This is a genomic window from Streptococcus massiliensis DSM 18628, assembly GCF_000380065.1.
Taxonomy (GTDB): Bacteria; Bacillota; Bacilli; order Lactobacillales; family Streptococcaceae; genus Streptococcus; species Streptococcus massiliensis.
Genome location: NZ_KB904365.1, coordinates 40,748 through 63,456, shown reverse-complemented (window position 1 = coordinate 63,456; position 22,709 = coordinate 40,748). Strand labels below are relative to the sequence as shown.

The 22,709-nt window shown below is 42.7% G+C and carries 21 protein-coding genes; 20 read left to right on the top strand and 1 reads right to left on the bottom strand.

The window, feature by feature from the left end; genetic code table 11:
• The first annotated feature begins 12 nt into the window (after positions 1–12).
• The 16 genes from A3I3_RS0100920 to thiI all read left to right on the top strand — a co-directional run bounded on the left by A3I3_RS0100920 (position 13) and on the right by thiI (position 17,892).
• Positions 13–702, top strand: a complete 690-nt coding sequence (locus tag A3I3_RS0100920) for a zinc metalloprotease (RefSeq protein WP_018370861.1) — start codon at positions 13–15, stop codon at positions 700–702.
• A gap of 228 nt (positions 703–930) precedes the next feature.
• On the top strand, positions 931–2,061 hold the full coding sequence (locus tag A3I3_RS0100915) for a DUF4352 domain-containing protein (protein WP_018370860.1): 1,131 nt from the start codon (positions 931–933) through the stop codon (positions 2,059–2,061).
• Positions 2,062–2,239: 178 nt separating this feature from the next.
• The gene (locus A3I3_RS0100910) at positions 2,240–4,141 is read left to right on the top strand and encodes an ABC-F family ATP-binding cassette domain-containing protein (RefSeq protein WP_018370859.1); all 1,902 of its coding nucleotides are present in this window, start codon (positions 2,240–2,242) and stop codon (positions 4,139–4,141) included.
• Positions 4,142–4,263: 122 nt separating this feature from the next.
• Positions 4,264–4,722, top strand: a complete 459-nt coding sequence (locus A3I3_RS0100905) for a Fur family transcriptional regulator (RefSeq protein ID WP_174222137.1) — start codon at positions 4,264–4,266, stop codon at positions 4,720–4,722.
• A 9-nt stretch (positions 4,723–4,731) separates the two neighbouring features.
• Positions 4,732–5,097, top strand: a complete 366-nt coding sequence (locus A3I3_RS10050) for a nuclear transport factor 2 family protein (RefSeq protein WP_018370857.1) — start codon at positions 4,732–4,734, stop codon at positions 5,095–5,097.
• 124 nt (positions 5,098–5,221) lie between these two features.
• Positions 5,222–5,914: a phosphoglycerate mutase gene (locus tag A3I3_RS0100895; RefSeq protein WP_018370856.1), complete on the top strand. Its 693-nt coding sequence runs from the start codon at positions 5,222–5,224 to the stop codon at positions 5,912–5,914.
• 261 nt (positions 5,915–6,175) lie between these two features.
• Positions 6,176–8,224 carry a penicillin-binding protein PBP2B gene (gene pbp2b, locus A3I3_RS0100890; RefSeq protein WP_018370855.1) on the top strand — a complete coding sequence of 683 codons (2,049 nt, stop codon included), beginning with the start codon at positions 6,176–6,178 and terminating at the stop codon, positions 8,222–8,224.
• Between the two features lie 43 nt (positions 8,225–8,267).
• The gene (recR, locus tag A3I3_RS0100885; protein ID WP_018370854.1) at positions 8,268–8,867 is read left to right on the top strand and encodes a recombination mediator RecR; all 600 of its coding nucleotides are present in this window, start codon (positions 8,268–8,270) and stop codon (positions 8,865–8,867) included.
• A 158-nt stretch (positions 8,868–9,025) separates the two neighbouring features.
• Positions 9,026–10,072, top strand: coding sequence for a D-alanine--D-alanine ligase (locus A3I3_RS0100880; RefSeq protein WP_018370853.1), 1,047 nt, complete (start codon positions 9,026–9,028; stop codon positions 10,070–10,072).
• A gap of 218 nt (positions 10,073–10,290) precedes the next feature.
• Positions 10,291–11,655 carry a UDP-N-acetylmuramoyl-tripeptide--D-alanyl-D-alanine ligase gene (locus A3I3_RS0100875; protein WP_018370852.1) on the top strand — a complete coding sequence of 455 codons (1,365 nt, stop codon included), beginning with the start codon at positions 10,291–10,293 and terminating at the stop codon, positions 11,653–11,655.
• Positions 11,652–12,185, top strand: a complete 534-nt coding sequence (locus tag A3I3_RS0100870; RefSeq protein WP_018370851.1) for a DUF1697 domain-containing protein — start codon at positions 11,652–11,654, stop codon at positions 12,183–12,185. Before A3I3_RS0100875 ends, A3I3_RS0100870 begins: the two co-directional genes overlap by 4 nt.
• A 14-nt stretch (positions 12,186–12,199) precedes the next feature.
• Positions 12,200–12,892, top strand: coding sequence for a YwaF family protein (locus tag A3I3_RS0100865; protein WP_018370850.1), 693 nt, complete (start codon positions 12,200–12,202; stop codon positions 12,890–12,892).
• A gap of 19 nt (positions 12,893–12,911) precedes the next feature.
• Positions 12,912–13,610 (top strand): YwaF family protein, encoded by a 699-nt coding sequence (locus tag A3I3_RS0100860; protein WP_018370849.1) that lies wholly within the window; start codon positions 12,912–12,914, stop codon positions 13,608–13,610.
• Between the two features lie 136 nt (positions 13,611–13,746).
• Positions 13,747–15,291, top strand: coding sequence for a peptide chain release factor 3 (locus A3I3_RS0100855; RefSeq protein WP_019231852.1), 1,545 nt, complete (start codon positions 13,747–13,749; stop codon positions 15,289–15,291).
• A gap of 238 nt (positions 15,292–15,529) precedes the next feature.
• The gene (locus A3I3_RS0100850; protein ID WP_018370847.1) at positions 15,530–16,672 is read left to right on the top strand and encodes a cysteine desulfurase family protein; all 1,143 of its coding nucleotides are present in this window, start codon (positions 15,530–15,532) and stop codon (positions 16,670–16,672) included.
• Positions 16,673–16,677: 5 nt separating this feature from the next.
• A complete protein-coding gene (gene thiI, locus A3I3_RS0100845) occupies positions 16,678–17,892 on the top strand; it encodes a tRNA uracil 4-sulfurtransferase ThiI (protein WP_018370846.1) in 1,215 nt (404 codons plus the stop codon).
• Positions 17,893–18,029: 137 nt separating this feature from the next.
• Here the strand turns inward: thiI and A3I3_RS0100840 are convergent, their stop codons facing one another.
• Complete coding sequence (locus A3I3_RS0100840; RefSeq protein ID WP_018370845.1) at positions 18,030–19,046, bottom strand: lactonase family protein; 1,017 nt, start codon at positions 19,044–19,046, stop codon at positions 18,030–18,032.
• Between the two features lie 212 nt (positions 19,047–19,258).
• Between A3I3_RS0100840 and A3I3_RS0100835 the strand changes: the two genes are divergently transcribed.
• From A3I3_RS0100835 to A3I3_RS0100820, 4 genes are read left to right on the top strand one after another with little or no spacing between them, the layout of a single operon-like run.
• Complete coding sequence (locus tag A3I3_RS0100835) at positions 19,259–19,522, top strand: hypothetical protein (protein WP_018370844.1); 264 nt, start codon at positions 19,259–19,261, stop codon at positions 19,520–19,522.
• A 24-nt stretch (positions 19,523–19,546) separates the two neighbouring features.
• Positions 19,547–20,821: an efflux RND transporter periplasmic adaptor subunit gene (locus tag A3I3_RS0100830; protein WP_019231851.1), complete on the top strand. Its 1,275-nt coding sequence runs from the start codon at positions 19,547–19,549 to the stop codon at positions 20,819–20,821.
• Positions 20,808–21,479: an ABC transporter ATP-binding protein gene (locus A3I3_RS0100825; RefSeq protein WP_018370842.1), complete on the top strand. Its 672-nt coding sequence runs from the start codon at positions 20,808–20,810 to the stop codon at positions 21,477–21,479. Before A3I3_RS0100830 ends, A3I3_RS0100825 begins: the two co-directional genes overlap by 14 nt.
• Positions 21,479–22,696 carry an ABC transporter permease gene (locus A3I3_RS0100820; protein WP_018370841.1) on the top strand — a complete coding sequence of 406 codons (1,218 nt, stop codon included), beginning with the start codon at positions 21,479–21,481 and terminating at the stop codon, positions 22,694–22,696. The genes A3I3_RS0100825 and A3I3_RS0100820 overlap by 1 nt, the downstream gene beginning before the upstream one ends.
• Positions 22,697–22,709 lie beyond the last annotated feature (13 nt).

Below are 22,709 nucleotides of genomic sequence, written 5' to 3'. Positions count from 1 at the left end.
AGAGGAGAAGGTATGAGATTTATTTTTCGTTTTTTCAGATTTGTTTGGCGATTTTTGATGCGACTGGTCGGTATAACGCTTGTTTTGTCAGTGCTCATATTTGCTCTTCTTTATTGGAGAATATCAGGTAGTCAGAACACGACAAATACAAATAATTCACTAACTAATTTTGTCTATCAAGCCTCCGAACAGCTACAGCAGTGGTTAGGAAATAATCAGATAAAAACACCAACCGATGACGGGCATACTTCAACCGAAGGGGCAAGATGGCCACAAGCGAAAGCCACGATTTATATTGCAAGCCAAGATACAACAATACTATCTGCTTATGAAGCGGCGATTCAAAGTTGGAACCAGACAGGTGCTTTCCTTTTTGAAATAAGTGATAGTGAACAAAAAGCCGATATTGTGGCAACAGATGTAAATGATAGTAGTATTTCTGCGGCGGGTCTAGCGGAGTCGGAGACAAATTTGCTGACCAAGCGATTTACACATGTTACAGTTAAATTAAACCAGTATTATTTGCGTAATCCTCTTTACGGCTATAATTTTGAAAGAATTGTCAATACGGCAGAGCATGAATTAGGGCACGCAATCGGTCTCGAACATAATGAAAATATCTCAGTAATGCAGTCTTCCGGATCTTATTATAGTATCCAACCAGTTGATATTGCAGCTGTAAAAAATTTATATCAAAATTAAGATTCTTCAACGGAGAAACGTCTTTTTTGGGACGTTTTTCTTTTTATTTTAAAATAACTCAACGTATGAAATTAAAGTAAATGTTTACATTTTGCCATATTTTTAGTAGAATAAGGGTGTAGATTTAGACAGATGTTAAAGCTGATTTTAAAGCTTTTAGCATAAACTCTGTGATTCTTTGTTTTTCATTAGAATCCTCTTAGCTTATCAAGTAGATAAGGAGACCTTATGAAGAAGTTGTTAAAATTTGGTGCAGTCTTACTGACTGTATCTGCTCTTGTAGCATGCGGACAAGCATCTAAAAAAGATGCTAAGGGAAATGAAGTTGCTTCTGCAAATGGTGTTGAAGTAAAAATTAAGAGTGGAACTTATGTGGTACCACAAGATGAGAGTGCGGATAATAAATATTTAGCACTCAAAGTTGAAGTCAAAAATACAAGTGATAAAAAACTGAACATCTCAGAAAGTGATTTCACGCTATATAATTCAGACGATGAAAAATTAGAACCAAAGCATGTGTATGATTCAAATGACAAATTTCAAACTTTTGGCTATGAAGGTATTGCAAAAGGCAAGTCTGCAAGTGCTTACGTCGTTTATGAAGTAAATCCTAAAGAAAAATATGAATTGCACTACTCTCCTTTAGAGTTTGATGCTAAGAAAAAGGATAAAGATATTGAACTCAAGGTAGATGCCTCTAAATTTGAAGATAACACAGAAAAAATTACGGATTTAGCTAAGTCTTATGTTGACCAAGTCTTTCTAAATGGCGAGAACAGCGGAGGAGCAACAAACGTCTCAACGGATGGTAAGAGCGGTCAGGTGACTTTCCTTGATAATAAATCATCTAAAAAAGGGAGTTTTGTTTTAGCTAACGATATTGAGAAAGAACGGAATAATTTTATCCAAAACTTTATTAAGAGTTTTGGTAACAGTTTTACTTATTATAAACCTTCTGATGCGGAATATCGTACATTTGTAGAAGCTTATATCAAAGCTAATGCTAAACGTGCTAAAATAACCTACACAATCAAGAGCTATCTTCCTGACTCAGCAGAAGTTTATGTTCGTCCTGAAGTTATTGACTTGGATAATTTAAATGTCTCAGACTTGACATCACAATTTGTGCAAGAAAACTCAGGAAAATATTCTAGTTATTCAGAGGCTGTAAAGGCTGCGGAAAAATATGTTCTTGAACAAGCTCCAAGTAAATTTGAAAGCACACCATTAGATACCCCTAAATATATGGATAAAAATGGTTACCTAATCAAGATGACTCGTAAGAACGATAAATGGACAATTGATACAAGTGACTACACTTATACAAGTCTTGAAGAAGCTTTTATGGGTGGTAATTAAGATGATAAAACAGGCTTCGTTGAGAGGTCTGTTTTTTTGATAGTGTCTAAAGAGTAAGAAAATAGTTTCAAAGAGTTGCCTCATAACGTTATCCGGCTTAAATGTAAGCAATTCGTTTATTGAAAAATCAGATAGAAAGGTAGTGTATTCAAGGGTATTTTTCTGCTATAATAGAAACATGATTATTTTACAAGCGAACAAAATTGAGCGGTCTTTTGCAGGAGACCTGCTTTTTGACAATATCAACCTGCAAGTGGATGAGCGCGACCGCATTGCTCTGGTGGGAAAAAACGGTGCGGGCAAGTCTACGCTTTTGAAAATTTTGGTGGGCGAGGAAGAACCGACTTCTGGCGAAATCAACAAAAAACGCGACCTGTCTCTGTCCTATCTGGCGCAGGATAGCCGCTTTGAGTCCAGCAAGACGATTTACGATGAAATGCTGCATGTTTTTGATGATTTGCGGGCGCTAGAGCAGCGTTTGCGAGCTCTGGAGCTGCAAATGGGCGAGTTGACGGGTGCTGATTTGGCAAGTCTCATGAGCCAGTACGACCAGCTGTCTGAGGAATTTCGGCAAGCAGGCGGCTTCAGCTACGAGGCGGATATTCGCGCCATTTTGAACGGTTTCAAGTTTGACCAGTCCATGTGGGACATGAAGATTTCCGACCTATCAGGCGGGCAAAATACGCGGCTGGCTTTGGCTAAAATGTTGTTGGAAAAGCCCAATCTTCTTGTTTTGGACGAGCCGACCAACCACTTGGATATTGAGACCATTGCTTGGCTGGAAACCTATCTAGTCAACTACAAAGGGGCGCTAGTCATCGTCAGCCATGACCGTTATTTTTTGGACAAGGTGGCGACCGTGACGCTGGATTTGACCAAGCACTCATTGGATCGCTATGTGGGCAATTACTCCAGCTTTGTGGAGCAAAAAGAGCAGAAATTATTGACCGAGGCGAAAAATTACCAAAAGCAGCAAAAGGAAATCGCAGCTTTGGAAGACTTTGTCAATCGCAATCTGGTGCGAGCTTCGACGACCAAGCGGGCGCAGTCGCGGCGCAAACAGTTGGAAAAAATGGAGCGTTTGGACAAGCCAGAAAGCAAGGGCAAATCCGCCAACATGACTTTCAAATCCGACAAGGTATCGGGCAATGTGGTGTTGACGGTGGAGGATGCAGCCATTGGCTACGAGGGGCAGATTTTGTCTGCACCCATTAACCTTGATCTTAGAAAACTAGGTGCGGTCGCTATTGTCGGGCCAAACGGCATTGGCAAAACCACCCTCATCAAGTCTATCGTCGGGCAAATTCCTTTTATCAAGGGGAGCGAGCGATTCGGCGCCAATGTGGAGGTCGGCTATTATGACCAGACCCAGAGCAAGCTGACGGCTAGCAATACGGTTTTGGACGAGCTTTGGAATGGTTTCAAGCTGACGCCCGAAGTCGAAATCCGCAATCGGCTGGGTGCCTTTCTCTTTTCGGGCGATGATGTCAAGAAATCCGTCGGCATGCTGTCAGGTGGTGAGAGGGCACGCTTGCTTCTTGCCAAGCTATCCATGGAAAACAATAATTTTCTCATTCTAGACGAGCCGACCAACCACTTGGATATTGATAGTAAGGAAGTGCTAGAGCAGGCGCTGATTGACTTTGACGGCACGCTCCTCTTTGTCAGCCACGACCGCTATTTTATCAACCGCGTCGCCACGCAGGTGCTGGAGCTGACAGAGGCTGGCTCCACCCTTTATTTGGGCGATTATGATTATTACTTGGAAAAAAAGGCAGAGCAGGAAGCCCTAAGAGAAGCGGAAGCAGAGACTGTCCCAGCGGAGCGAGTGAGCGCATCCAACGATTACCAAGCCCAAAAAGAAAGCCAGAAAGAGCAGCGCAAACTCGCGCGACGCTTGGAGCAAGTGGAAAATCAAATCGAGCAGCTAGAGCAAGAGCTAGCAGAAATCAATCAGCTCATGGCAGCCACCAACGATGCGGCAGAGCTCATGGAGCACCAAGAGCAAATCAACCAGCTCACCGCCCAACAAGAAACCCTCCTAGAGGAATGGGAAGACCTGTCAGAGCGGGTGGAGTAAAATGGCGAGTGGAAAAAGTTTCGGATAGTATTTTTACTAGCGTTTTAAAACTTGTTCTCTATCTCATTAAACCATTTTCATGATATAATAAGATAAAGTAGTTAAGAAAGTAGGCAAAGATGATGGGTATCGTCTTGACAAAGCGTGGTGAAAAAGAATTAACGCGCATTTTAGATATTTTTCGCAAAAAAGGAATTCGGCTGACGGATACTAGGCGGGCAGTGACAGCTTATATGATTGCAAGCAAAAGTCATCCGAGTGCGGAAAAAATTTATCAGGATTTAAAACCAGATTTTCCAAAAATGAGTTTAGCGACAGTTTATAATAACCTCAAATTTTTGGTTGATGAGGGTTTTGTCACAGAATTGAAAATCAGTAAAGATCCTACTTCTTATTTTGACTATATGGGGCATCAGCACCTCAATGTTATCTGTGAAATTTGTGGTAAAATCGCTGATATGGATATAGATATTCCAGATCTTAAGCGAGAAGCAGAAGAATGTACAGGTTACCGTATTCGCAAAACACAAATGATGGCCTATGGTATTTGTCCAGAGTGTCTGAAAAGTGGTCATTTTTAGGAGAATAAAATGGAACACGAAGAGAAAGAAATGATTATCAGCAAGTGGTTCAATAGTTGGTTAAGTAAAAATTCTCTGGACTTTGAGGGGATTTTTTCAGAAGAAGTTATTTATATTGAATCTTGGGGTCCACGCTACGAAGGGATTGAGGAAATAAAGGATTGGTTTGAGGCTTGGAATCAAACACATCAGGTTTTAGTTTGGAAAATTAAGCAATTTTTCCATAAGGAAAATCAAACAGTTGTGGAATGGTATTTCAAGTGCCAACATGCAGATCAAACGATTGAGGAATTTGACGGCTTGTCGCTCATTTCTTGGACGGATGATGAGCAAATCAGGTTTTTAAAAGAATTTGCTTGTAAAATAGGAATTTAAAAAAATTTTAAAAATGCAAAGACTTTCCTACTTTTCCTAGCTTTTTTTGAAAAAATTTTGTAAAATAATAGAGGTGACTGCACAGCAGTTTTCAAAAATTTAACTGATTTCAAGGAGAATTCAAATGGTAAAATTGGTTTTTGCTCGCCACGGTGAGTCTGAATGGAACAAAGCTAACCTGTTCACTGGTTGGGCTGATGTTGATTTGTCTGAAAAAGGAACACAACAAGCGATTGACGCTGGTAAGTTGATTAAAGAAGCTGGTATCGAATTTGATCAAGCCTACACTTCAGTCTTGAAACGCGCTATCAAAACAACCAACCTTGCTCTTGAAGCTGCTGACCAACTTTGGGTGCCAGTTGAAAAATCATGGCGCTTGAACGAACGTCACTACGGTGGTTTGACAGCTAAAAATAAGGCAGAGGCTGCTGAAAAATTTGGTGATGAACAAGTGCACATTTGGCGTCGTTCTTATGATGTATTGCCTCCAGCAATGCCAAGAGATGATGAATATTCAGCGCACACGGACCGTCGCTACTCACATCTTGACGACTCTGTTATTCCAGACGCTGAAAACTTGAAAGTAACGCTTGAACGCGCACTTCCATTCTGGGAAGACAAGATTGCTCCAGACCTTAAAGACGGTAAAAATGTCTTTGTTGGTGCCCACGGTAACTCAATCCGTGCTCTTGTAAAACACATCAAACACTTGTCAGACGATGAAATCATGGGTGTTGAAATTCCAAACTTCCCACCGCTTGTATTTGAATTTGACGATAATTTGAATCTTGTCAAGGAATACTACCTTGGAAAATGATATCAAAGGAGGCTGAGACAAAAGTCTTTGACCTCTGAATCATGTTCGGTTTAAGTGCTAGACGCGGTAGCCTCTTGACTTTTACGTTCGTCTTGACAGACTCCGTACAAGCCTAATAGGCATCGCGGGGGTGGGACTACGAACTCTTCTATTTTAGGAAGGAGTTCTGTCCCACTCCCTTTTTGTATTTTGAAAAATTCTAAACTGTTTTTGCTGATTTTGTGGTAAAATAAAAGGTAGATTTTCTAGAACGAGGACGACATGAGCAAGAAGAAAAGAAGTTTTGATCCGCGTGTTATTCCTAGGCGGCTTAATCTCTTATTTGGCGTGGTTATTCTGCTTTTTATTGGGTTAATTGCACGCTTGGGTTACATGCAGGTAGTCAATAAAGATTTTTATCTACAAAAAATGGCAAAGGCTAGTAAAACGAAAGTGACAACTAGTTCTGTTCGTGGTCAAATTTACGATGCCAATGGAACGGCCTTGGTGGAAAATGAAACCAAACAAGTGGTATCCTTCACTCGAGACAATAAAATGACTGCTGAGGACATCAAAAAAATAGCTCAGAAACTGGTTAATATAGTTACTGTATCTGATACTGATGTGACTGAGCGGCAGTTGGTAGATTATTATTTGGCGGATAGTACGGTTTATAAACAAGTAGTAGATAAATTGCCACATAAGCAAAAGTATGATACTGATGGCAATAAGTTATCTGAGTCAAAAATCTACAACAATGCGGTCAAAAGTGTTGACGTGAAAAATTTGAATTATTCTGATGAAGAGAAGAAAGTGATTTCTCTTTTTAGCCAGATGAATAAAGTAACTAATTTCCAAACGGGTCTGATTAAGACAGACAATTTGACTTCTGAGCAAATTGCTCAAGTAGCGTCAAATACAGATCTGACGGGGATTAGTACAGCGACAAGCTGGGAACGCAAGGTAATGCCGACTTCTTTATCCTCTATCGTAGGAAGTGTTTCTAGTCAAGAAGCAGGTTTGCCAGCTGAGGAAGTAGATGATTATCTGAAAAAAGGCTATTCGCTCAATGATCGTGTCGGTACTAGCTACCTAGAAAAAGAATACGAAAGTACCTTGCAGGGCGAGCGGGCAGTCAAGGAGATTTACCTGGATAAACATGGCAATATGGAAAATGTAAAAGATATTTCCGCTGGGAAAAAAGGGAAAAATCTTAAATTAACAGTTGACTTGAATTTCCAAAATGGTGTGGAAGATATTCTCAGAAATTACTTTAATGCCGAGCTGGCGAGTGGCAATGCAACCTATTCCGAAGGCGTTTATGCTGTAGCGATGAACCCGAATACGGGAGCGATACTTGCAATGGCAGGTATAAAGCATGACAGTAAAACCGGAGAATTAACAACGGATGCGTTGGGGACGATTACCGATAATTTTGTTCCGGGTTCGATTGTCAAGGGCGCAACTTTGACGGCTGGCTGGGAGAATAATGCGATTACTGGAAATCAGGTCATGACGGATCAGCCGATCAATTTTGGCGGCAGTACTTCCATTACTTCTTGGTTTACTCAGTATGGTTCACGGAATATTACAGCGGTAGAAGCACTAGAATATTCTTCCAACACGTATATGGTGCAATTAGCCCTCAATCTATTGGGTACGCCATACGGTGGTCCACTTAATTTTAGCGAATCTTCGCTTGAACAGGCTATGAAAAAATTACGATCAGGCTTTGCTCAATACGGAATGGGAACCAGCACAGGAATTGATTTGTCCAATGAGTCAGAAGGGTATGTCCCTAAGGATTTCACTTTTTCTAATTACCTGACCAATGCCTTTGGGCAATTTGACAACTACACACCGATGCAATTAGCTCAATATGCAGCAACGGTAGCAAATGGTGGTAAGCGCGTGGCTCCGCACTTGGTAGAGGGCATTTATGGCAATAGCGAAAACGGTGGCTTGGGCGATTTGATTGAGAAAAAAGAAACCAAGGAGCTAAACAAGGTCAATATTTCTGATGAGAATATGGACTTGATTAAGCAAGGTTTCTACCAAGTGGTGCATGGAACCAGTGGCTTTACAACTGGACGCACGATTTCTCAGGGCGAAGCTGTGCCAATCAGCGCCAAGACTGGTACTGCTGAAACCTTCGTCGCTGGCGGTCAAGCAGCTATCAACACCAATGTGGTGGCTTACGCGCCTAGCAACAATCCGCAGATTGCGGTGGCGGTGGTCTTCCCTCACAATACCAATCTGTCAGCTACAGTTAGCCACAGCATTACCCGCGATATTATCAATCTTTACCAACAACAGCACCCTATGAATTAAGAAAAACAAGGCTGGAATTTTCCAGTCTTTTAGAAAGAGAATTATGCTATATCCAACACCTATTGCCAAGCTCATTGACAGCTTTTCAAAGCTGCCGGGCATCGGCATCAAAACGGCGACGCGTCTGGCTTTTTATACGATTGGGATGAGCGACGATGACGTCAACGAATTTGCTAAAAACCTGCTTGCTGCCAAGCGCGAGCTCTCTTATTGCTCTATTTGCGGCAATTTGACCGACGAGGACCCTTGTGCGATTTGCAGTGATGAATCGCGCGACCAGTCGACCATTCTCATCGTGGAGGACAGCCGTGATGTTTCGGCCATGGAAAATATCCAAGAATATCACGGACTTTACCATGTTTTGCACGGGCTCATTTCGCCCATGAATGGCGTGGGACCTGACGATATTAACCTCAAAACCCTTTTGACCCGTCTCATGGACAAGGGTGAGGTCAGCGAGGTTATTGTAGCGACCAATGCGACAGCGGACGGCGAAGCGACTTCCATGTATATTTCCCGCGTCCTAAAGCCCGCAGGTATTAAGGTTACCCGCCTAGCGCGTGGTTTAGCGGTGGGCTCAGATATTGAGTATGCTGACGAAGTCACGCTGCTGAGAGCTATTGAAAATCGGACGGAATTGTGAGAAGCAACCGCGCCTTGCACCATTCTAGAAAAATTTAGAGGCTAGAACTTTTCTCAGCCTCTTTTTATATTTCAAAAAGCGGTAAAATATGATATACTAAAAAGCGAAATCATGTCAGAATGGGGCTTCCCATGATGATTAGAATGTTAGGATAAAAAATGGCAAAAGAAAGTTTGATTTTATTGTACGGCGGTCGTAGCGCAGAGCGCGAGGTTTCGGTTTTATCAGCTGAAAGCGTCATGCGGGCGGTCAATTATGAAAAATTTAGCGTCAAAACTTACTTTATCAGTAAGGACGGCAGCTTTATCAAGACGCAGGAATTTACAGAAACACCGTCTGCGGCTGAAAAGTTGATGACTAACGATACGATTGACCTTGCCCGTCAAATCAAGCCTAGCGATATTTACGAGGAAGGGGCAGTGGTTTTCCCAGTCCTTCACGGTCCCATGGGCGAGGACGGCTCTATTCAAGGTTTTCTCGAAACGCTCAAACTGGCCTATGTCGGTACGGGCATTTTGGCGTCTAGTCTGGCTATGGATAAAATCACGACCAAGCGAGTGCTGGAGTCAGCTGGTATCACTCAGGTGCCTTATGTAGCGGTCATTGAGGGTGAAAATATCGAAGAAAAAATTGCTGAGATTGAAGCGAACTTAGTCTATCCCGTCTTCACCAAGCCGTCAAATATGGGCTCAAGCGTCGGTATTTCCAAGTCAGAAAATCAAGCCGAATTGCGGCAAGCGCTGGACTTAGCCTTTCAATACGATAGCCGCGTGCTTGTGGAGCAAGGGGTCAATGCGCGGGAGATTGAGGTCGGGCTCTTGGGTAATTACGATGTCAAGAGCACGCTGCCGGGTGAAGTGGTCAAGGATGTGGCTTTCTACGACTATGAAGCCAAGTATATCGACAACAAGATTACTATGGCAATCCCTGCTCAAATCCCTGATGAGGTGGTGGCAATCATGCGTGAAAATGCAGAAAAAGCCTTTCGTGCTCTCGGTGGACTTGGGCTGTCGCGCTGCGATTTCTTCTACACGGTAGAAGGCGACGTTTATCTCAACGAGCTCAACACCATGCCGGGCTTCACCCAGTGGTCTATGTATCCGCTTCTCTGGGAAAATATGGGCTTGCCTTATGGCGATTTGATTGAAAGATTGGTGCTTTTAGCCCAGGAAGCCTTTACTAAACGCGAAGCACATCTTTTATAGGAAAAGAAAAACTTGCCAAACAAAAAAATATGGTATAATAAAGGCTGGATAAGCAAATCCGGCCTTGTTTTTGTCGGAAATTTATAAAAGCGCAGTGGTTGATTGGTAACTTTAATCGCTTTTCAGCTCAAAAGTATACCTAATCAACTGTGCGGGGGTGGGAAGACGAACTTTTCATTAGTTTAGTTAAGTTCTTTCCCACTCCCTTGGAGAATGAAATGAACGTAACTTTATATGAAATCGCTGAGCTTTTGCAGGCGAAAAATGATGTAGCGCAGTATGAAAATGTCCGCCTCAACAAGGCGGAGTTTGACAGCCGTTTGATTGAGCCGGGCGATTTGTTTCTGCCGCTCAAGGGCGAGCGCGATGGGCATGATTTTATCGCGACAGCTTTTGAAAATGGCGCTGCGGTCACTCTGACAGAAAAAACAGTCGATTTTCCTCATATTTTAGTGGATGATGTGCTAGCTGGCATGCAGCGCCTAGCCCAGTATTATTTGGAAAAGACGGGGGTCGACGTCTTTGCAGTGACAGGCTCAAATGGCAAGACAACGACCAAAGATATGCTGGCGCAGCTATTGTCCACGACCTATAAAACCTATAAAACCCAAGGGAACTACAATAATGAAATCGGTCTGCCTTACACCGTTTTGCACATGCCGGAGGGCACGGAAAAGCTGGTTTTGGAAATGGGACAAGACCACTTGGGCGACATTCATCTTTTGTCTGAGCTGGCGCGTCCCAAGGTGGGGATTGTGACCCTGATTGGCGAGGCGCATCTGGAGTTTTTTGGTAGCCGCAAGGAGATTGCTCAAGGAAAAATGCAGATTGCAGATGGGATGCCAGAAGACGGGCTTTTGCTCGTCCCTGCTGACAAGCTAATCAATGATTTTCTGCCGCAAAAGCAGCAACTGGTTCGTTTTGGTCCCGACCAAGATATTTACTTGACCGAGCTGAAAGAGGAAAAGGAAAGTCTGACCTTCAAGACCAACTTTTTGGAGCAGGCGCTCAAGCTCCCTGTCACCGGCAAGTATAATGCCACCAATGCCATGCTAGCCAGCTATGTGGCTAAGGCAGAGGGCGTGCCAGAGGCCGCTATTGGTCAGGCTTTGGAAAATTTGGTTTTGACCCGCAATCGGACGGAGTGGAAAAAAGCCAGCAACGGTGCCGATATTTTATCCGATGTCTACAATGCCAATCCGACGGCCATGCGCTTGATTTTGGAGACTTTTAGCAGTCTGCCAGTCAATCCCAATGGACGGAAATTGGCGGTTTTGGCGGATATGAAAGAGCTAGGCGCGGATTCCAAGCACATGCACGGCGCCATGATTACCAGCCTTAATCCTGAGCTGATTTCGGAAATTTTCCTCTATGGGCAAGATATGAGCAGCCTCTACAGCTATGCGCAGGAAATTTTCCCTAAAGAAAAAGTGCATTATTTCTTGAAAAATGAAACGACAGATCAGTTTGACGACTTGCTGGCGGCCGTCAAAGCGAGCCTGCAACCAGCCGACCAAATCCTACTCAAAGGTAGCAATTCCATGAACCTAGCCAAGATTGTTGAGGAGTTGGAGGGGAAATGAGGTATTTAGCTCTTTTGCGCGGCGTTATGCCGACAGGTAAAAATCGTATTCCCAAGATAAGCGATTTAGTTATTTATTTGTCAGAAGCCGGTTTGCAGCGGGTTTCGACCTATATTCAGTCGGGAAATATTATCTGTGAAACTGATTTAGCACCTCAAGCGTTAGCGGCGCTCATTCACCAGACAATTTTAGAGAAAATCGGTGCGGATTTATCAGTGATTGTCAAAACTGCTGCGGATTTAAGGCTAGCACTGGATGAAAATCCTTTTGCCCAAGGCTATGATAAGTCGCGCATTCATCTTGTTTTTTCTAATGAAAAGGCTGATTCTGCAAAAGTCGCAGAACTTGAGAAAATGGATTTTGGGGATGAAAAATATATCACTGGGTCTACTTGTCTCTATATGTATTTGCCCAGAGAGGCCAAAAAGAAAAAGCTCAACAATAACTTTTTAGAAAAGAAATTATCTAGAGTGTCTACCATGAGAAAGCTCGGGGTCATTGAGGAACTAGATAAGCGAATGATCAATTAGTCAGAAAGGACCTTATGTTTGAATTTTTTACAACTCATAAAAGTGAAGTCCCCCAGCTAACACCATTCTGGTATGGAATGATGCTGCTAGGGGTAGTCGCTGTTTTCTATACTTCACTCAAATATTCCCAATCACCGACTTATAGTAAGCTTTTTCGCTATATGCAGTTTGTTCAGCTCTTTTCACTTTATGCTTGGTACGGACTGACCTTAGCTCCTTTGGCAGAAAGTTTACCACTTTATCATTGTCGAATGGCCATGTTTGCAGTTTTATTTTTGCCTAATCGCTCCCCTTACAAGCAATATTTTGCCCTTTTAGGGATTTTTGGACCGATTTGTGCTCTGGTTCATCCGATTTTTGATCCTTATCCTTTCCCACATCTCACGCTTTTCTCCTATCTTATCGGGCATTATGCCTTACTAGGAAATTCCCTTATTTATCTGGCTAATTACTATGATAAGAATTTACTGACTAAGGAACGTCTTATCTACTTTACGCTTGGGATGAATGCATTTTTGCTATTGGTCAATCAAGTGACGAGAGGTGATTATGGCTTTTTGACTAATCCACCTTTGGTAGGCAACCAAGGCTTATTACTTAATTTTATCCTAGTTTCTCTAGTTTTGATAATTGCTCTTCTTTTGGAGGGGGAATTGTATAAAAAAGTACAAGATAAACGCGACCTGTCTTTTCAAGAAGATTTGTAAAAGCTAAAAAGGAATGAAAATGAAGCATTTTTTAACCACTACCAAAACGGCACCGCCACCAGTTTCGACTTTTTGGTTTATCATTATGATGGCACTGTTGGTATTTTTGACTTATACAACCTTAAAATATTATACTAATCCGACTTATCGCAAGACTTTTAAGGTTATCCAAGCCATCCAGCTCGTGATACTTTACACTTGGTATTTTGGTTTTTCCATTCCTTTTGCTAATAGTTTGCCACTTTATCATTGTAGGCTTGCTATGTTTGCAGTTTTGTTATTGCCAGATAAATGGCCTTCCAAGCAATATTTCGCTCTTATGGGCGCTAGCGGAGCGATCTTTGCACTGGTTTATCCCGTCTTTGACCCTTACGACTTTCCGCACATCACCAGCCTTTCTTTCCTAGTTGGGCACTATGCGCTTTTTGTCAATTCCTTGCTTTATCTCCTTAGTCACTATGACAAGAAATTGCTGAACAAGAAAAGGATTGTGCTTTATACTTTTGTGCTCAATCTTTTGCTGCTTGGTGTCAATCAAGTGACTGGTGGCAACTACGGACTTCTGGCGCATCCACCCATGATCAAGGGGGATCGTCTTTTAATTAATTATTTGGCAGTGTCCATTATTTTGGCCGCAGCCTTGGTACTTTTTGATGAGATTTTCAAGCGGCGGGAAAAGCGCGCACCACTCTTAGCCAAAGAAAGAATGAAACCTTAGCTATCTGAGGTTTTTTTCGTTTGAAAAAAAGCCTTAAATTCGCTATAATGGGTAAGTTAAAAGAAGAGGAAAATCCAATGTAGAATAAGTAATGCAGCAACTTACAAAAAATAACAGAAAAAGAAATGAGGACAGTATGACTTTACAGGAAGAAATTAAAAAACGCCGAACTTTTGCCATTATCTCCCACCCGGACGCAGGGAAAACGACCATTACTGAGCAGTTGCTCTATTTTGGGGGCGAGATTCGTGAGGCTGGTACGGTCAAAGGCAAGAAAACAGGTAATTTTGCTAAGTCCGACTGGATGGACATTGAAAAGCAGCGGGGGATTTCGGTGACTTCGTCTGTTATGCAGTTTGACTATGAGGGCAAGCGAGTCAATATCCTTGATACGCCGGGGCACGAGGACTTCTCTGAGGACACCTATCGAACGCTAATGGCGGTTGATGCAGCGGTCATGGTGATTGACTCTGCCAAGGGGATTGAGGCACAGACCAAAAAGCTTTTTGAGGTTGTCAAGCACCGCCATATCCCCGTTTTTACCTTTATCAACAAGCTGGACCGCGACGGGCGCGAGCCGTTGGATTTGTTGGAAGAGCTGGAAGATGTGCTGGGGATTGCCAGCTATCCCATGAATTGGCCAATCGGTATGGGTAAGAGCTTTGAGGGGCTCTACGACCTCTATCATGAGCGCCTAGAGCTTTACAAGGGCGAGGAGCGTTTCGCTAGCCTAGATGCGGGCAATCAGATTTTTGCCAGCAACCCTTTCTATGAGCAAGTGAAAGAGGATATCGAGCTGTTGCAAGAAGCGGGCAATGAGTTTTCGGAAGAAGCCATTCTGGACGGAAAATTGACCCCGGTTTTCTTCGGCTCTGCCTTGACCAATTTTGGTGTGCAGACCTTCCTTGAGACCTTCCTCAAGTTTGCGCCAGAGCCGCACGGACATCAGACGACAGCAGGAGAACTTATAGAGCCCTTGGCGCCTGATTTTTCAGGTTTTGTCTTTAAAATCCAAGCCAATATGGATCCGCGCCACCGCGACCGTATTGCCTTTGTCCGTATTGTTTCGGGAAAATTTGAACGCGGTATGGCAGTCAATCTACCGCGGACTGGCAAAGGAGCGAAATTATCCAATGTCACCCAGTTCATGGCAGAAAGTCGTGAAAATGTCACCAATGCTGTGGCTGGCGACATTATCGGCGTTTACGACACAGGGACTTATCAGGTCGGAGACACGCTCACTGTCGGCAAAAATAAATTTGAGTTTGAGCCCTTGCCGACCTTTACACCAGAAATTTTCATGAAAGTCGCCGCTAAAAATGTCATGAAGCAAAAATCCTTCCACAAGGGAATTGAGCAGCTGGTGCAGGAGGGAGCCATTCAGCTCTATACCAACTACCAGACGGGTGAATACATGCTGGGGGCGGTCGGGCAGCTCCAGTTTGAGGTTTTCAAGCACCGCATGGAAAATGAATACAATGCTGAAGTGGTCATGACGCCTATGGGCAAGAAGACCGTGCGCTGGATTTCGCCAGATGACCTGGATGAGCGCATGTCTTCAAGCCGCAATATCCTTGCAAAAGATCGCTTTGACCACCCTGTCTTTCTCTTTGAAAATGACTTCGCCCTGCGTTGGTTTGCCGACAAATACCCAGACATCGCGCTAGAAGAGAAGATGTAAAATCTAAATCACAGAAGGGAGTGGGACAGAACTCATTCCTTTAAAGGAATAGTTCATCGTCCCACCCCCGCGATGCCTATTAGGCTTGTACGGAGTCTGTAAAGACGAACGTAGAAGCCAAGAGGCTACCGCGTTTTGCAGATAATCCGAAGCAGTTTTAGAGGCTGAAAATTATTGTCCCAGCCTCTTATTTTATGGTAAAATAAACTGAATGTAATACACGATAAGAGGAAAAAATATGATTTATTTAGACAATTCGGCAACGACGCGTCCATATCCAGAGGCTCTTGCGACCTATACAGAAGTGGCTAGTAAAATCTGGGGCAATCCCTCTAGTCTGCACAATCTAGGTGCCCAAGCAACGCGGCTTTTAGACGCTTCCCGCAAGCAAATTGCAGAGCTTTTAGGCAAAACAGCGCAGGAGATTTTTTTCACATCTGGCGGAACTGAAGGAGACAACTGGGTGCTAAAGGGCGTGGCTTTTGAAAAAGCCCGCTACGGCAAGCATATCATTGTATCTGACATTGAGCATCCAGCGGTCAAGGAATCGGCAGTTTGGCTGATCCAGCAAGGTTTTGAAGTAGATTTTGCGCCAGTTGACGCCCAAGGTTTTGTCGATGTTAAGCGGCTAGAAGAGCTCATTCGGACAGATACCATTTTGGTGTCAGTCATGGCTGTCAACAACGAAGTCGGCTCTATTCAGCCCATTCCAGCGATTTCTGACTTGCTAGCAGACAAGCCGACTGTCTCTTTTCATGTAGACGCGGTGCAGGCTGCGGCAAAAATTCCGACGGTAGATTACCTGACTGAGCGTGTGGATTTTGCTAGCTTTTCCGGTCACAAATTTCACGGTGTGCGTGGTGTCGGTTTTGTTTACATCAAGTCTGGCAAGAAAATCATGCCGCTTTTGACAGGGGGCGGGCAAGAGGACAACAAACGCTCCACAACGGAAAACCTGCCTGCTATCGCAGCTACGGCAAAAGCGCTGCGCATGTCCATGGAAAATCTAGACGCCTTTGTGGCCAAGACCGCTCAGATGAAGCGGATTATCCTTGAGGAATTGCGGACCTATCCCGATGTGACCATTTTTTCTGGGCAGGAAAATTTCGCGCCTCATGTCTTGACCTTTGGCATCAAGGGTGTGCGTGGCGAGGTGCTGGTGCATGCTTTTGAAAATTACGAGATTTACATTTCAACGACCAGTGCTTGCTCGTCCAAGGCAGGAAAGCCTGCGGGAACTTTGATTGCTATGGGCGTGCCGCCCAAAGTCGCTACGACAGCGGTACGTGTCAGTCTGGACTTGGAAAATGATATGAGCCAAGTCGAGCAATTTCTCACAACTTTTAAAATCATTTATCAACAAACAAAAAAAGTAAGGTAAAATCAATGCAATATTCAGAAATTATGATTCGCTATGGCGAGCTTTCGACCAAAGGGAAAAATCGCATGCGCTTCATCAATAAACTCAAGCGCAATATAGAAGATGTCCTGTCCGTTTATCCGCAGGTGCAGGTGCGGGCAGACCGCGACCGTGCTCATGTCTATCTTCACGGGGCGGACTACAAGCCAGTAGCAGAATCGCTCAAGCAGGTTTTCGGTATTCAAAATTTTTCTCCGTCTTATAAAATCGAAAAATCCACTCCAGCCTTGGTTGCGGCTGTGCAGGAGCTCATGCGCGAGGTTTACAAGGAAGGCATGACTTTCAAGATTTCCAGCCGGCGGAGCGACCACAGTTTTGAGCTGGACAGTCGCGAGCTTAATCAAAGGCTTGGCAATGCTGTTTTTGAGGCGATTGCTTACGCCCAAGTCAAAATGAAGGCGCCCGATATAGAGCTGCGCGTGGAAATTCGCGAGGAAGCAGCTTATCTGTCCTACGAAACCATTCGGGGAGCTGGTGGGCTTCCTGTCGGGACTTCTGGCAAGGGCATGCTTATGCTGTCTGGCGGGATTGATTCGCCTGTTGCGGGCTATTTGGCGCTTAAGCGTGGTGTGGATATTGAAGCCGTGCATTTTGCCAGCCCGCCTTACACCAGCCCAGGTGCCTTGAAAAAAGCCCAAGATTTGGCACGGAAATTGACCAAGTTTGGGGGCAATATCCAGTTCATTGAAGTACCTTTTACCGAAATTCAAGAGGAGATCAAAAATAAAACGCCAGAAGCCTATCTGATGACCTTGACTCGCCGCTTTATGATGCGGATTACCGATCGCATTCGTGAGGAGCGCGGTGGGTTGGTTATCGTCAACGGAGAGAGTCTGGGGCAGGTTGCCAGTCAGACCTTGGAGAGCATGCAGGCAATCAATGCCGTGACCACGACACCAGTCATCCGTCCGGTCGTCACTATGGATAAGCTGGAAATCATTGATATCGCTGAGAAAATTGACACCTTCGAGCTGTCCATTCAGCCTTTTGAGGATTGCTGCACTATTTTTGCGCCAGACCGTCCCAAGACCAATCCTAAGATAAAAAACGTCGAGCAGTACGAGAAACGACTGGATATTGACGGTTTGGTGGACCGCGCCGTTGCAGGCATTCAGGTGACAGAAATCACCCCTCAAGTAGAGAATGATAGAGTTGACGAGCTGATAGAAGAATTACTCTAAAAACAAAAGCAATAATAAAAAAGAGCTACATAGCTCTTTTTGTAATTCCAAAGCTTTATAATTCACATTTTCTTGTCAATTCAGCAAGTTTAAATTTTGATAAACAGCTTATCAGCTCAAACATGAAAGATCAGTCATTATTTTTTAGGAAACGCCACACACACGCCTTCTGGAACGACAAAGTCATGGGAAAGTTCAGTCAAACGACCCGTTTCATTATTTCGTTTAAAAACAGTAGCATTGTCGGAATCTTGATGCACAGCAATGAGATGATTTTGATCTGGTGTCAAATCAAAATCACGTGGATTTTTTCCATTGGTAGGGACGATTTCTAGTAGTTCCAAACTAGCATCGCCCAACACTTTGTAAACAGCAATGGAGTCATGTCCACGGTTAGAAGCGTAGAGAAACTTGCCGTCCGTAGACAGGCGAATAGCGGCGGTACCATTAAAATCTTTATAACCTTCTGGCAAAGTAGAGACAGTTTGCATGCGTTCAAAGTGGCCAACACCATCGTAAATTAAGACTTCAATCGTAGAATTAAGTTCGCAGATAAGGTAAGCAATCTTTTGATAATGGTGAAAAACGATATGACGTGGTCCCGCACCAGCAGTACTTTGATAAGAGTCTACTTGTGTTAATTTACCATTTTCATCTACATCATAGGTTGTTACTTGGTCTGTTCCTAAATCACAGGCAACCAAGTATTGGTCAGGCGTTAAGTTAGTATAGTGAACGTGAGCGGAGATTTGATTTTCGTGTGGGCCAGAACCTGTGTGAGTGTCGCTGTCAGCTAATACCAAACGACCATCAGCTTGCCGTTTGTAGACCAAAACTTGTCCTTTATGGTAGTTGGCACCATAAACTAATCCTCGTTTTTCATCAACAGCCACATAACAAAGCGGAGCACCTTCTTCAACGACGTGATTCAGTAGCTGTCCGTCAGCACCATAAGCCGCAATTCCTCCCAAGTTATTTTCTGCACCAACTGTATAGAGGTGATTGACCTCATCAAATGCAAGGTAGGTAGGACTAGGCTCTTGTGCAAAGAGTGTGAGGTTACTTAATTTTCCACTTACGTTATCAAAGTTTGCTTTATAGATTCCTTCGGATAAACGACGTGTGTAAGTTCCAAAATAAACAATTTGTGTCATCATTCTCTCCTCTTACTAATGTGATAATAGATAAGTTTATTATAACACAAAGCAGCAAAGAAACCACTTTCAAAATAAAATTAAAAAAACAGATAAAAAGTAGATGAGGTTGAGAGGAAGAATAGATGGCTTTGGTAGAATAGATTTGTTCAATAAAAAGGGCGCTTACAAATCTGAAAGAGCTCTTATCAATTTAGAAAAGGGGTACTAATATGAACAGCAAAAAAATGACTGCAACAGCTGCTTTGTTGCTTGCAGCTTCTATCTTCCTAGGAGCATGCGGACAAAAACAGACAGATAATAAATCACAAAATAAAAAACAAGTAAGTCTTAAGAAAGATGCAGTTGATCAAAAGACTAAGGTTGTGGACGGTAAGGAAATCACTGAATATACTATGTCTGATGGTGCGGTAGTTCAAGTTCCAAAAGATGTAGAAGAAGAAGCAGAAAACGCTGATAATTCAAATAACAATTAATGAAAATTGGAATGGATGAAAACTATGCCTAAAAATGAAAAAAAACAAACGAATCGACGAAAAATAATTCTTGTATCAGCAGGAGCACTGACCTGTTTGTGCCTAGGAGGCTATTTCTTAGCAGGACCGATGTTCGGGCAAAATGCTAGCACTCCAACACAAAAACTTCAAGCTCTTACCGTGCAAGAAGCTATTGATAAAGGAAAAAAGACTAAGCTTGTTTTAGCTGGTGAGGTCGCTGCAAACAATAGTAGTAAAATTAAAATCGATACGAGTAAAGGTGAAGTTAAAGAGGTTCTTGTTAAAAATGGAGATACAGTCACAGCAGGACAACCACTTTTCCGTTATTCAACTTCGCAAGAATTGGTGGCACAAAGTGCGCAGTATGACGCTGCTGCCAAAGCCAATGCAGTGGGTGCTGCACAAAATACTGCCGCTTTAAAATGGGCAACTTACAATCGGAAATTGGCAGAATTAAATGCTTTAAAAGATAAGTACAATAAATCTCAAGATGAAAGTTTATTAGAACAAATCAAATCTGCTGAGGATGCTTTATCGCAAAGTTTGATTGATGCCAAGTCAAGCGATAATGAGGTGACAAACGCTCAAATCGAATCTCAAAAAGCACAGAACACAGCTCAAACAGAGGAAGAAAAAACGAAGTATGATACGGTAACGGCCGATACAGCGGGTACCATTACCTCGCTCAATGCAGATCTACCTAATCAATCCAGAGCCAAAAAAGATGAGGAAACTTTCATCGAAATTTTGGACAAATCTAAAACCTTTGTTAAAGGAAATATTAGCGAATTTGACCGTGAAAAACTAACCCCTGGACAGAAAGTGGAAGTTGTTGATCGTAAAGATCCTAAGAAAAGATGGACAGGAACAGTTACCCAAGTGGGAAACCTCACATCGGACAGTAAGAGTGGTAGTGGCGGCGGAAATGGTAAACAGCAAGAAGAAAATCCCAATCAGTCAAAATTCCCGTATAAAATTGAGTTAGACAAGGCTGATAATATGCCATTAATCGGTTCTCATACTTATGTAAATGTGTTAGAATCTGCGCCCGAGGCAGGAAAAATTCAATTTCCTAAATCTTATACTTTCACTAAAAATGGCAAAACCTACGTTTGGAAAATCAAAGATAATAAAATTCACCAACAAGAGGTTAAAACCAAAGAAATCAATAAGTCTACAGTTGAAATTACAGAAGGTTTGACCATGAAAGATAAGATTTCACTTCCAACAGAAGGCCTCAAAGAAGGAATGGAGGTTGGTCAAGATGTTAAAGCTTAAGGACATCCACAAGTCCTACCAGCAAGGCCAACAGGAAATCCCTATTTTAAAAGGCATTGATTTGCATGTAAAAAAAGGAGATTTTCTTGCCATTATGGGACCTTCTGGTTCAGGAAAATCAACTCTAATGAATATTATCGGTTGTTTGGATCAAGCGACTGCTGGAAGCTACAAAATAGAAGGAACAGATATTTCGCATTTTTCTGATAATCAGCTAGCTGATTTACGTAATCAAAAAATTGGTTTTGTTTTTCAAAATTTCAATCTTATGCCTAAGCTAACGGCTTGCCAAAATGTTGAATTGCCCTTGACTTATATGAAAGTCAGTAAAAAGGAACGGCGTGAGCGTGCCCTAGAAATGTTAAGCTTGGTCGGGTTAGAGGATCGCAGCGAGTTTAAACCGATGGAGTTATCTGGGGGGCAAAAACAGCGGGTAGCTATTGCGCGTGCTCTAGTAACAAACCCAAGTTTCATCCTCGGTGATGAACCAACAGGGGCGCTTGATACCAAAACGAGCTTGCAAATCATGGAATTGTTTCGTGAGTTTCATCAAGCAGGAAAAACTATCGTTATCATTACGCACGAACCAGAAGTTGCTTCTCTTTGTGAGCAAACAGTTATCTTACGTGATGGTAATTTGGTACAAGGAGGTGCTTAATGGAAGCTATTCTTGTAGCCGTTCGTTCCATTCTTGCGCATAAAATGCGTTCTGTTTTGACTATGTTAGGGATTATCATAGGGATTGGTGCCATTATTGCAATCTTTTCGATTATTGAAGGGAATACTGAAAATACCAAACGCCAATTGATAGGTGGGACCAATAACACTATAAATGTGGTCTACAATAAGAAAAATCTCATCAATCCAGATCTGCCAGAAAAAGCCAGCCCTCAGAAACCGTCATACATTCCTTTTATGGGAGAGGAAACACTTACAGAAATTAAGAAATTACCCGGAGTCAAGAATGCTGTTCTTTCTTATAACATAGATAATAAAATCTATCATCTGCAAAAGAAAGCTTCTGGGAAGATTATTGCAACTTCTTCTAATCTTACTGAAGTAAAAAAATTACAAATTATCGAAGGCGAAGATTTTTCGGCACAGAGTTTTAAGAATCAAGAGCAGGTTATCTATCTACAAAAAAATCTATATCAGCTCCTCTTCCCAAATGGTGATGGAATTGGAAAATATGTCGAAATTAAAGGAAATCCTTTCAAAGTTATCGGTGTCTTTGAATCCCTAGAAAAAAATAGTTTCACATCGGGTGATGAAAGTACAGCATATATCCCTTTGGGGCAATGGCACCATATCATTGATGAAATTAATGTCACACCAAATATTACTGTTCAAGCAGAGCGTGCAGATGATTTGAAAGGTGCTGCTAAACGTGTGGGTGACTATCTCAATAAGCAAGTAGCCGATTCAGACTTTATGTTTGGGGTTATGAACCTTCGTGAGTTTGAACGTCAACTCGACAACCTCAACCAAGGGAATTTTGTACTCTTGGCTGGTATCGCTAGCATTTCTCTCCTTGTCGGAGGAATTGGTGTCATGAATATTATGCTGGTATCTGTGACCGAGCGGACGCGTGAAATCGGAATTAAGAAAGCACTTGGTGCTAGACGCAATATTATTTTGCAGCAATTTTTGTTAGAAGCAGTCATTTTGACTCTAATGGGCGGAGTGATCGGCGTACTAGCAGGAATCTTGACAGGTTTCATTATTACACATTCTTTGGCATATCCTTATATCCTTTCTATCTTCTCAGTGGTTGTCAGTTTGCTATTTTGTTGTATAATAGGAGTAGTGTTTGGTTTATTACCAGCCATGAAAGCTTCTAAACTACACCCAATTGAGGCTTTGAGATTTGAATAATAATATGTGAGGA

What these genes read in the sequence shown, in the direction of transcription:
- A3I3_RS0100880 (WP_018370853.1), top strand. Translation starts at nt 9,026, where the DNA reads ATGGCAAAAGAAAGTTTGATTTTATTGTACGGCGGTCGTAGCGCAGAG.
- A3I3_RS0100850 (WP_018370847.1), top strand. Translation starts at nt 15,530, where the DNA reads ATGATTTATTTAGACAATTCGGCAACGACGCGTCCATATCCAGAGGCT.
- A3I3_RS0100870 (WP_018370851.1), top strand. Translation starts at nt 11,652, where the DNA reads ATGAGGTATTTAGCTCTTTTGCGCGGCGTTATGCCGACAGGTAAAAAT.
- A3I3_RS0100840 (WP_018370845.1), bottom strand. Translation starts at nt 19,046, where the DNA reads ATGACACAAATTGTTTATTTTGGAACTTACACACGTCGTTTATCCGAA.
- A3I3_RS10050 (WP_018370857.1), top strand. Translation starts at nt 4,732, where the DNA reads ATGGAACACGAAGAGAAAGAAATGATTATCAGCAAGTGGTTCAATAGT.
- A3I3_RS0100905 (WP_174222137.1), top strand. Translation starts at nt 4,264, where the DNA reads ATGGGTATCGTCTTGACAAAGCGTGGTGAAAAAGAATTAACGCGCATT.
- A3I3_RS0100835 (WP_018370844.1), top strand. Translation starts at nt 19,259, where the DNA reads ATGAACAGCAAAAAAATGACTGCAACAGCTGCTTTGTTGCTTGCAGCT.
- A3I3_RS0100910 (WP_018370859.1), top strand. Translation starts at nt 2,240, where the DNA reads ATGATTATTTTACAAGCGAACAAAATTGAGCGGTCTTTTGCAGGAGAC.
- A3I3_RS0100820 (WP_018370841.1), top strand. Translation starts at nt 21,479, where the DNA reads ATGGAAGCTATTCTTGTAGCCGTTCGTTCCATTCTTGCGCATAAAATG.
- A3I3_RS0100830 (WP_019231851.1), top strand. Translation starts at nt 19,547, where the DNA reads ATGCCTAAAAATGAAAAAAAACAAACGAATCGACGAAAAATAATTCTT.
- A3I3_RS0100865 (WP_018370850.1), top strand. Translation starts at nt 12,200, where the DNA reads ATGTTTGAATTTTTTACAACTCATAAAAGTGAAGTCCCCCAGCTAACA.
- thiI (WP_018370846.1), top strand. Translation starts at nt 16,678, where the DNA reads ATGCAATATTCAGAAATTATGATTCGCTATGGCGAGCTTTCGACCAAA.
- A3I3_RS0100825 (WP_018370842.1), top strand. Translation starts at nt 20,808, where the DNA reads ATGTTAAAGCTTAAGGACATCCACAAGTCCTACCAGCAAGGCCAACAG.
- A3I3_RS0100915 (WP_018370860.1), top strand. Translation starts at nt 931, where the DNA reads ATGAAGAAGTTGTTAAAATTTGGTGCAGTCTTACTGACTGTATCTGCT.
- A3I3_RS0100860 (WP_018370849.1), top strand. Translation starts at nt 12,912, where the DNA reads ATGAAGCATTTTTTAACCACTACCAAAACGGCACCGCCACCAGTTTCG.
- A3I3_RS0100875 (WP_018370852.1), top strand. Translation starts at nt 10,291, where the DNA reads ATGAACGTAACTTTATATGAAATCGCTGAGCTTTTGCAGGCGAAAAAT.
- recR (WP_018370854.1), top strand. Translation starts at nt 8,268, where the DNA reads ATGCTATATCCAACACCTATTGCCAAGCTCATTGACAGCTTTTCAAAG.
- pbp2b (WP_018370855.1), top strand. Translation starts at nt 6,176, where the DNA reads ATGAGCAAGAAGAAAAGAAGTTTTGATCCGCGTGTTATTCCTAGGCGG.
- A3I3_RS0100855 (WP_019231852.1), top strand. Translation starts at nt 13,747, where the DNA reads ATGACTTTACAGGAAGAAATTAAAAAACGCCGAACTTTTGCCATTATC.
- A3I3_RS0100920 (WP_018370861.1), top strand. Translation starts at nt 13, where the DNA reads ATGAGATTTATTTTTCGTTTTTTCAGATTTGTTTGGCGATTTTTGATG.
- A3I3_RS0100895 (WP_018370856.1), top strand. Translation starts at nt 5,222, where the DNA reads ATGGTAAAATTGGTTTTTGCTCGCCACGGTGAGTCTGAATGGAACAAA.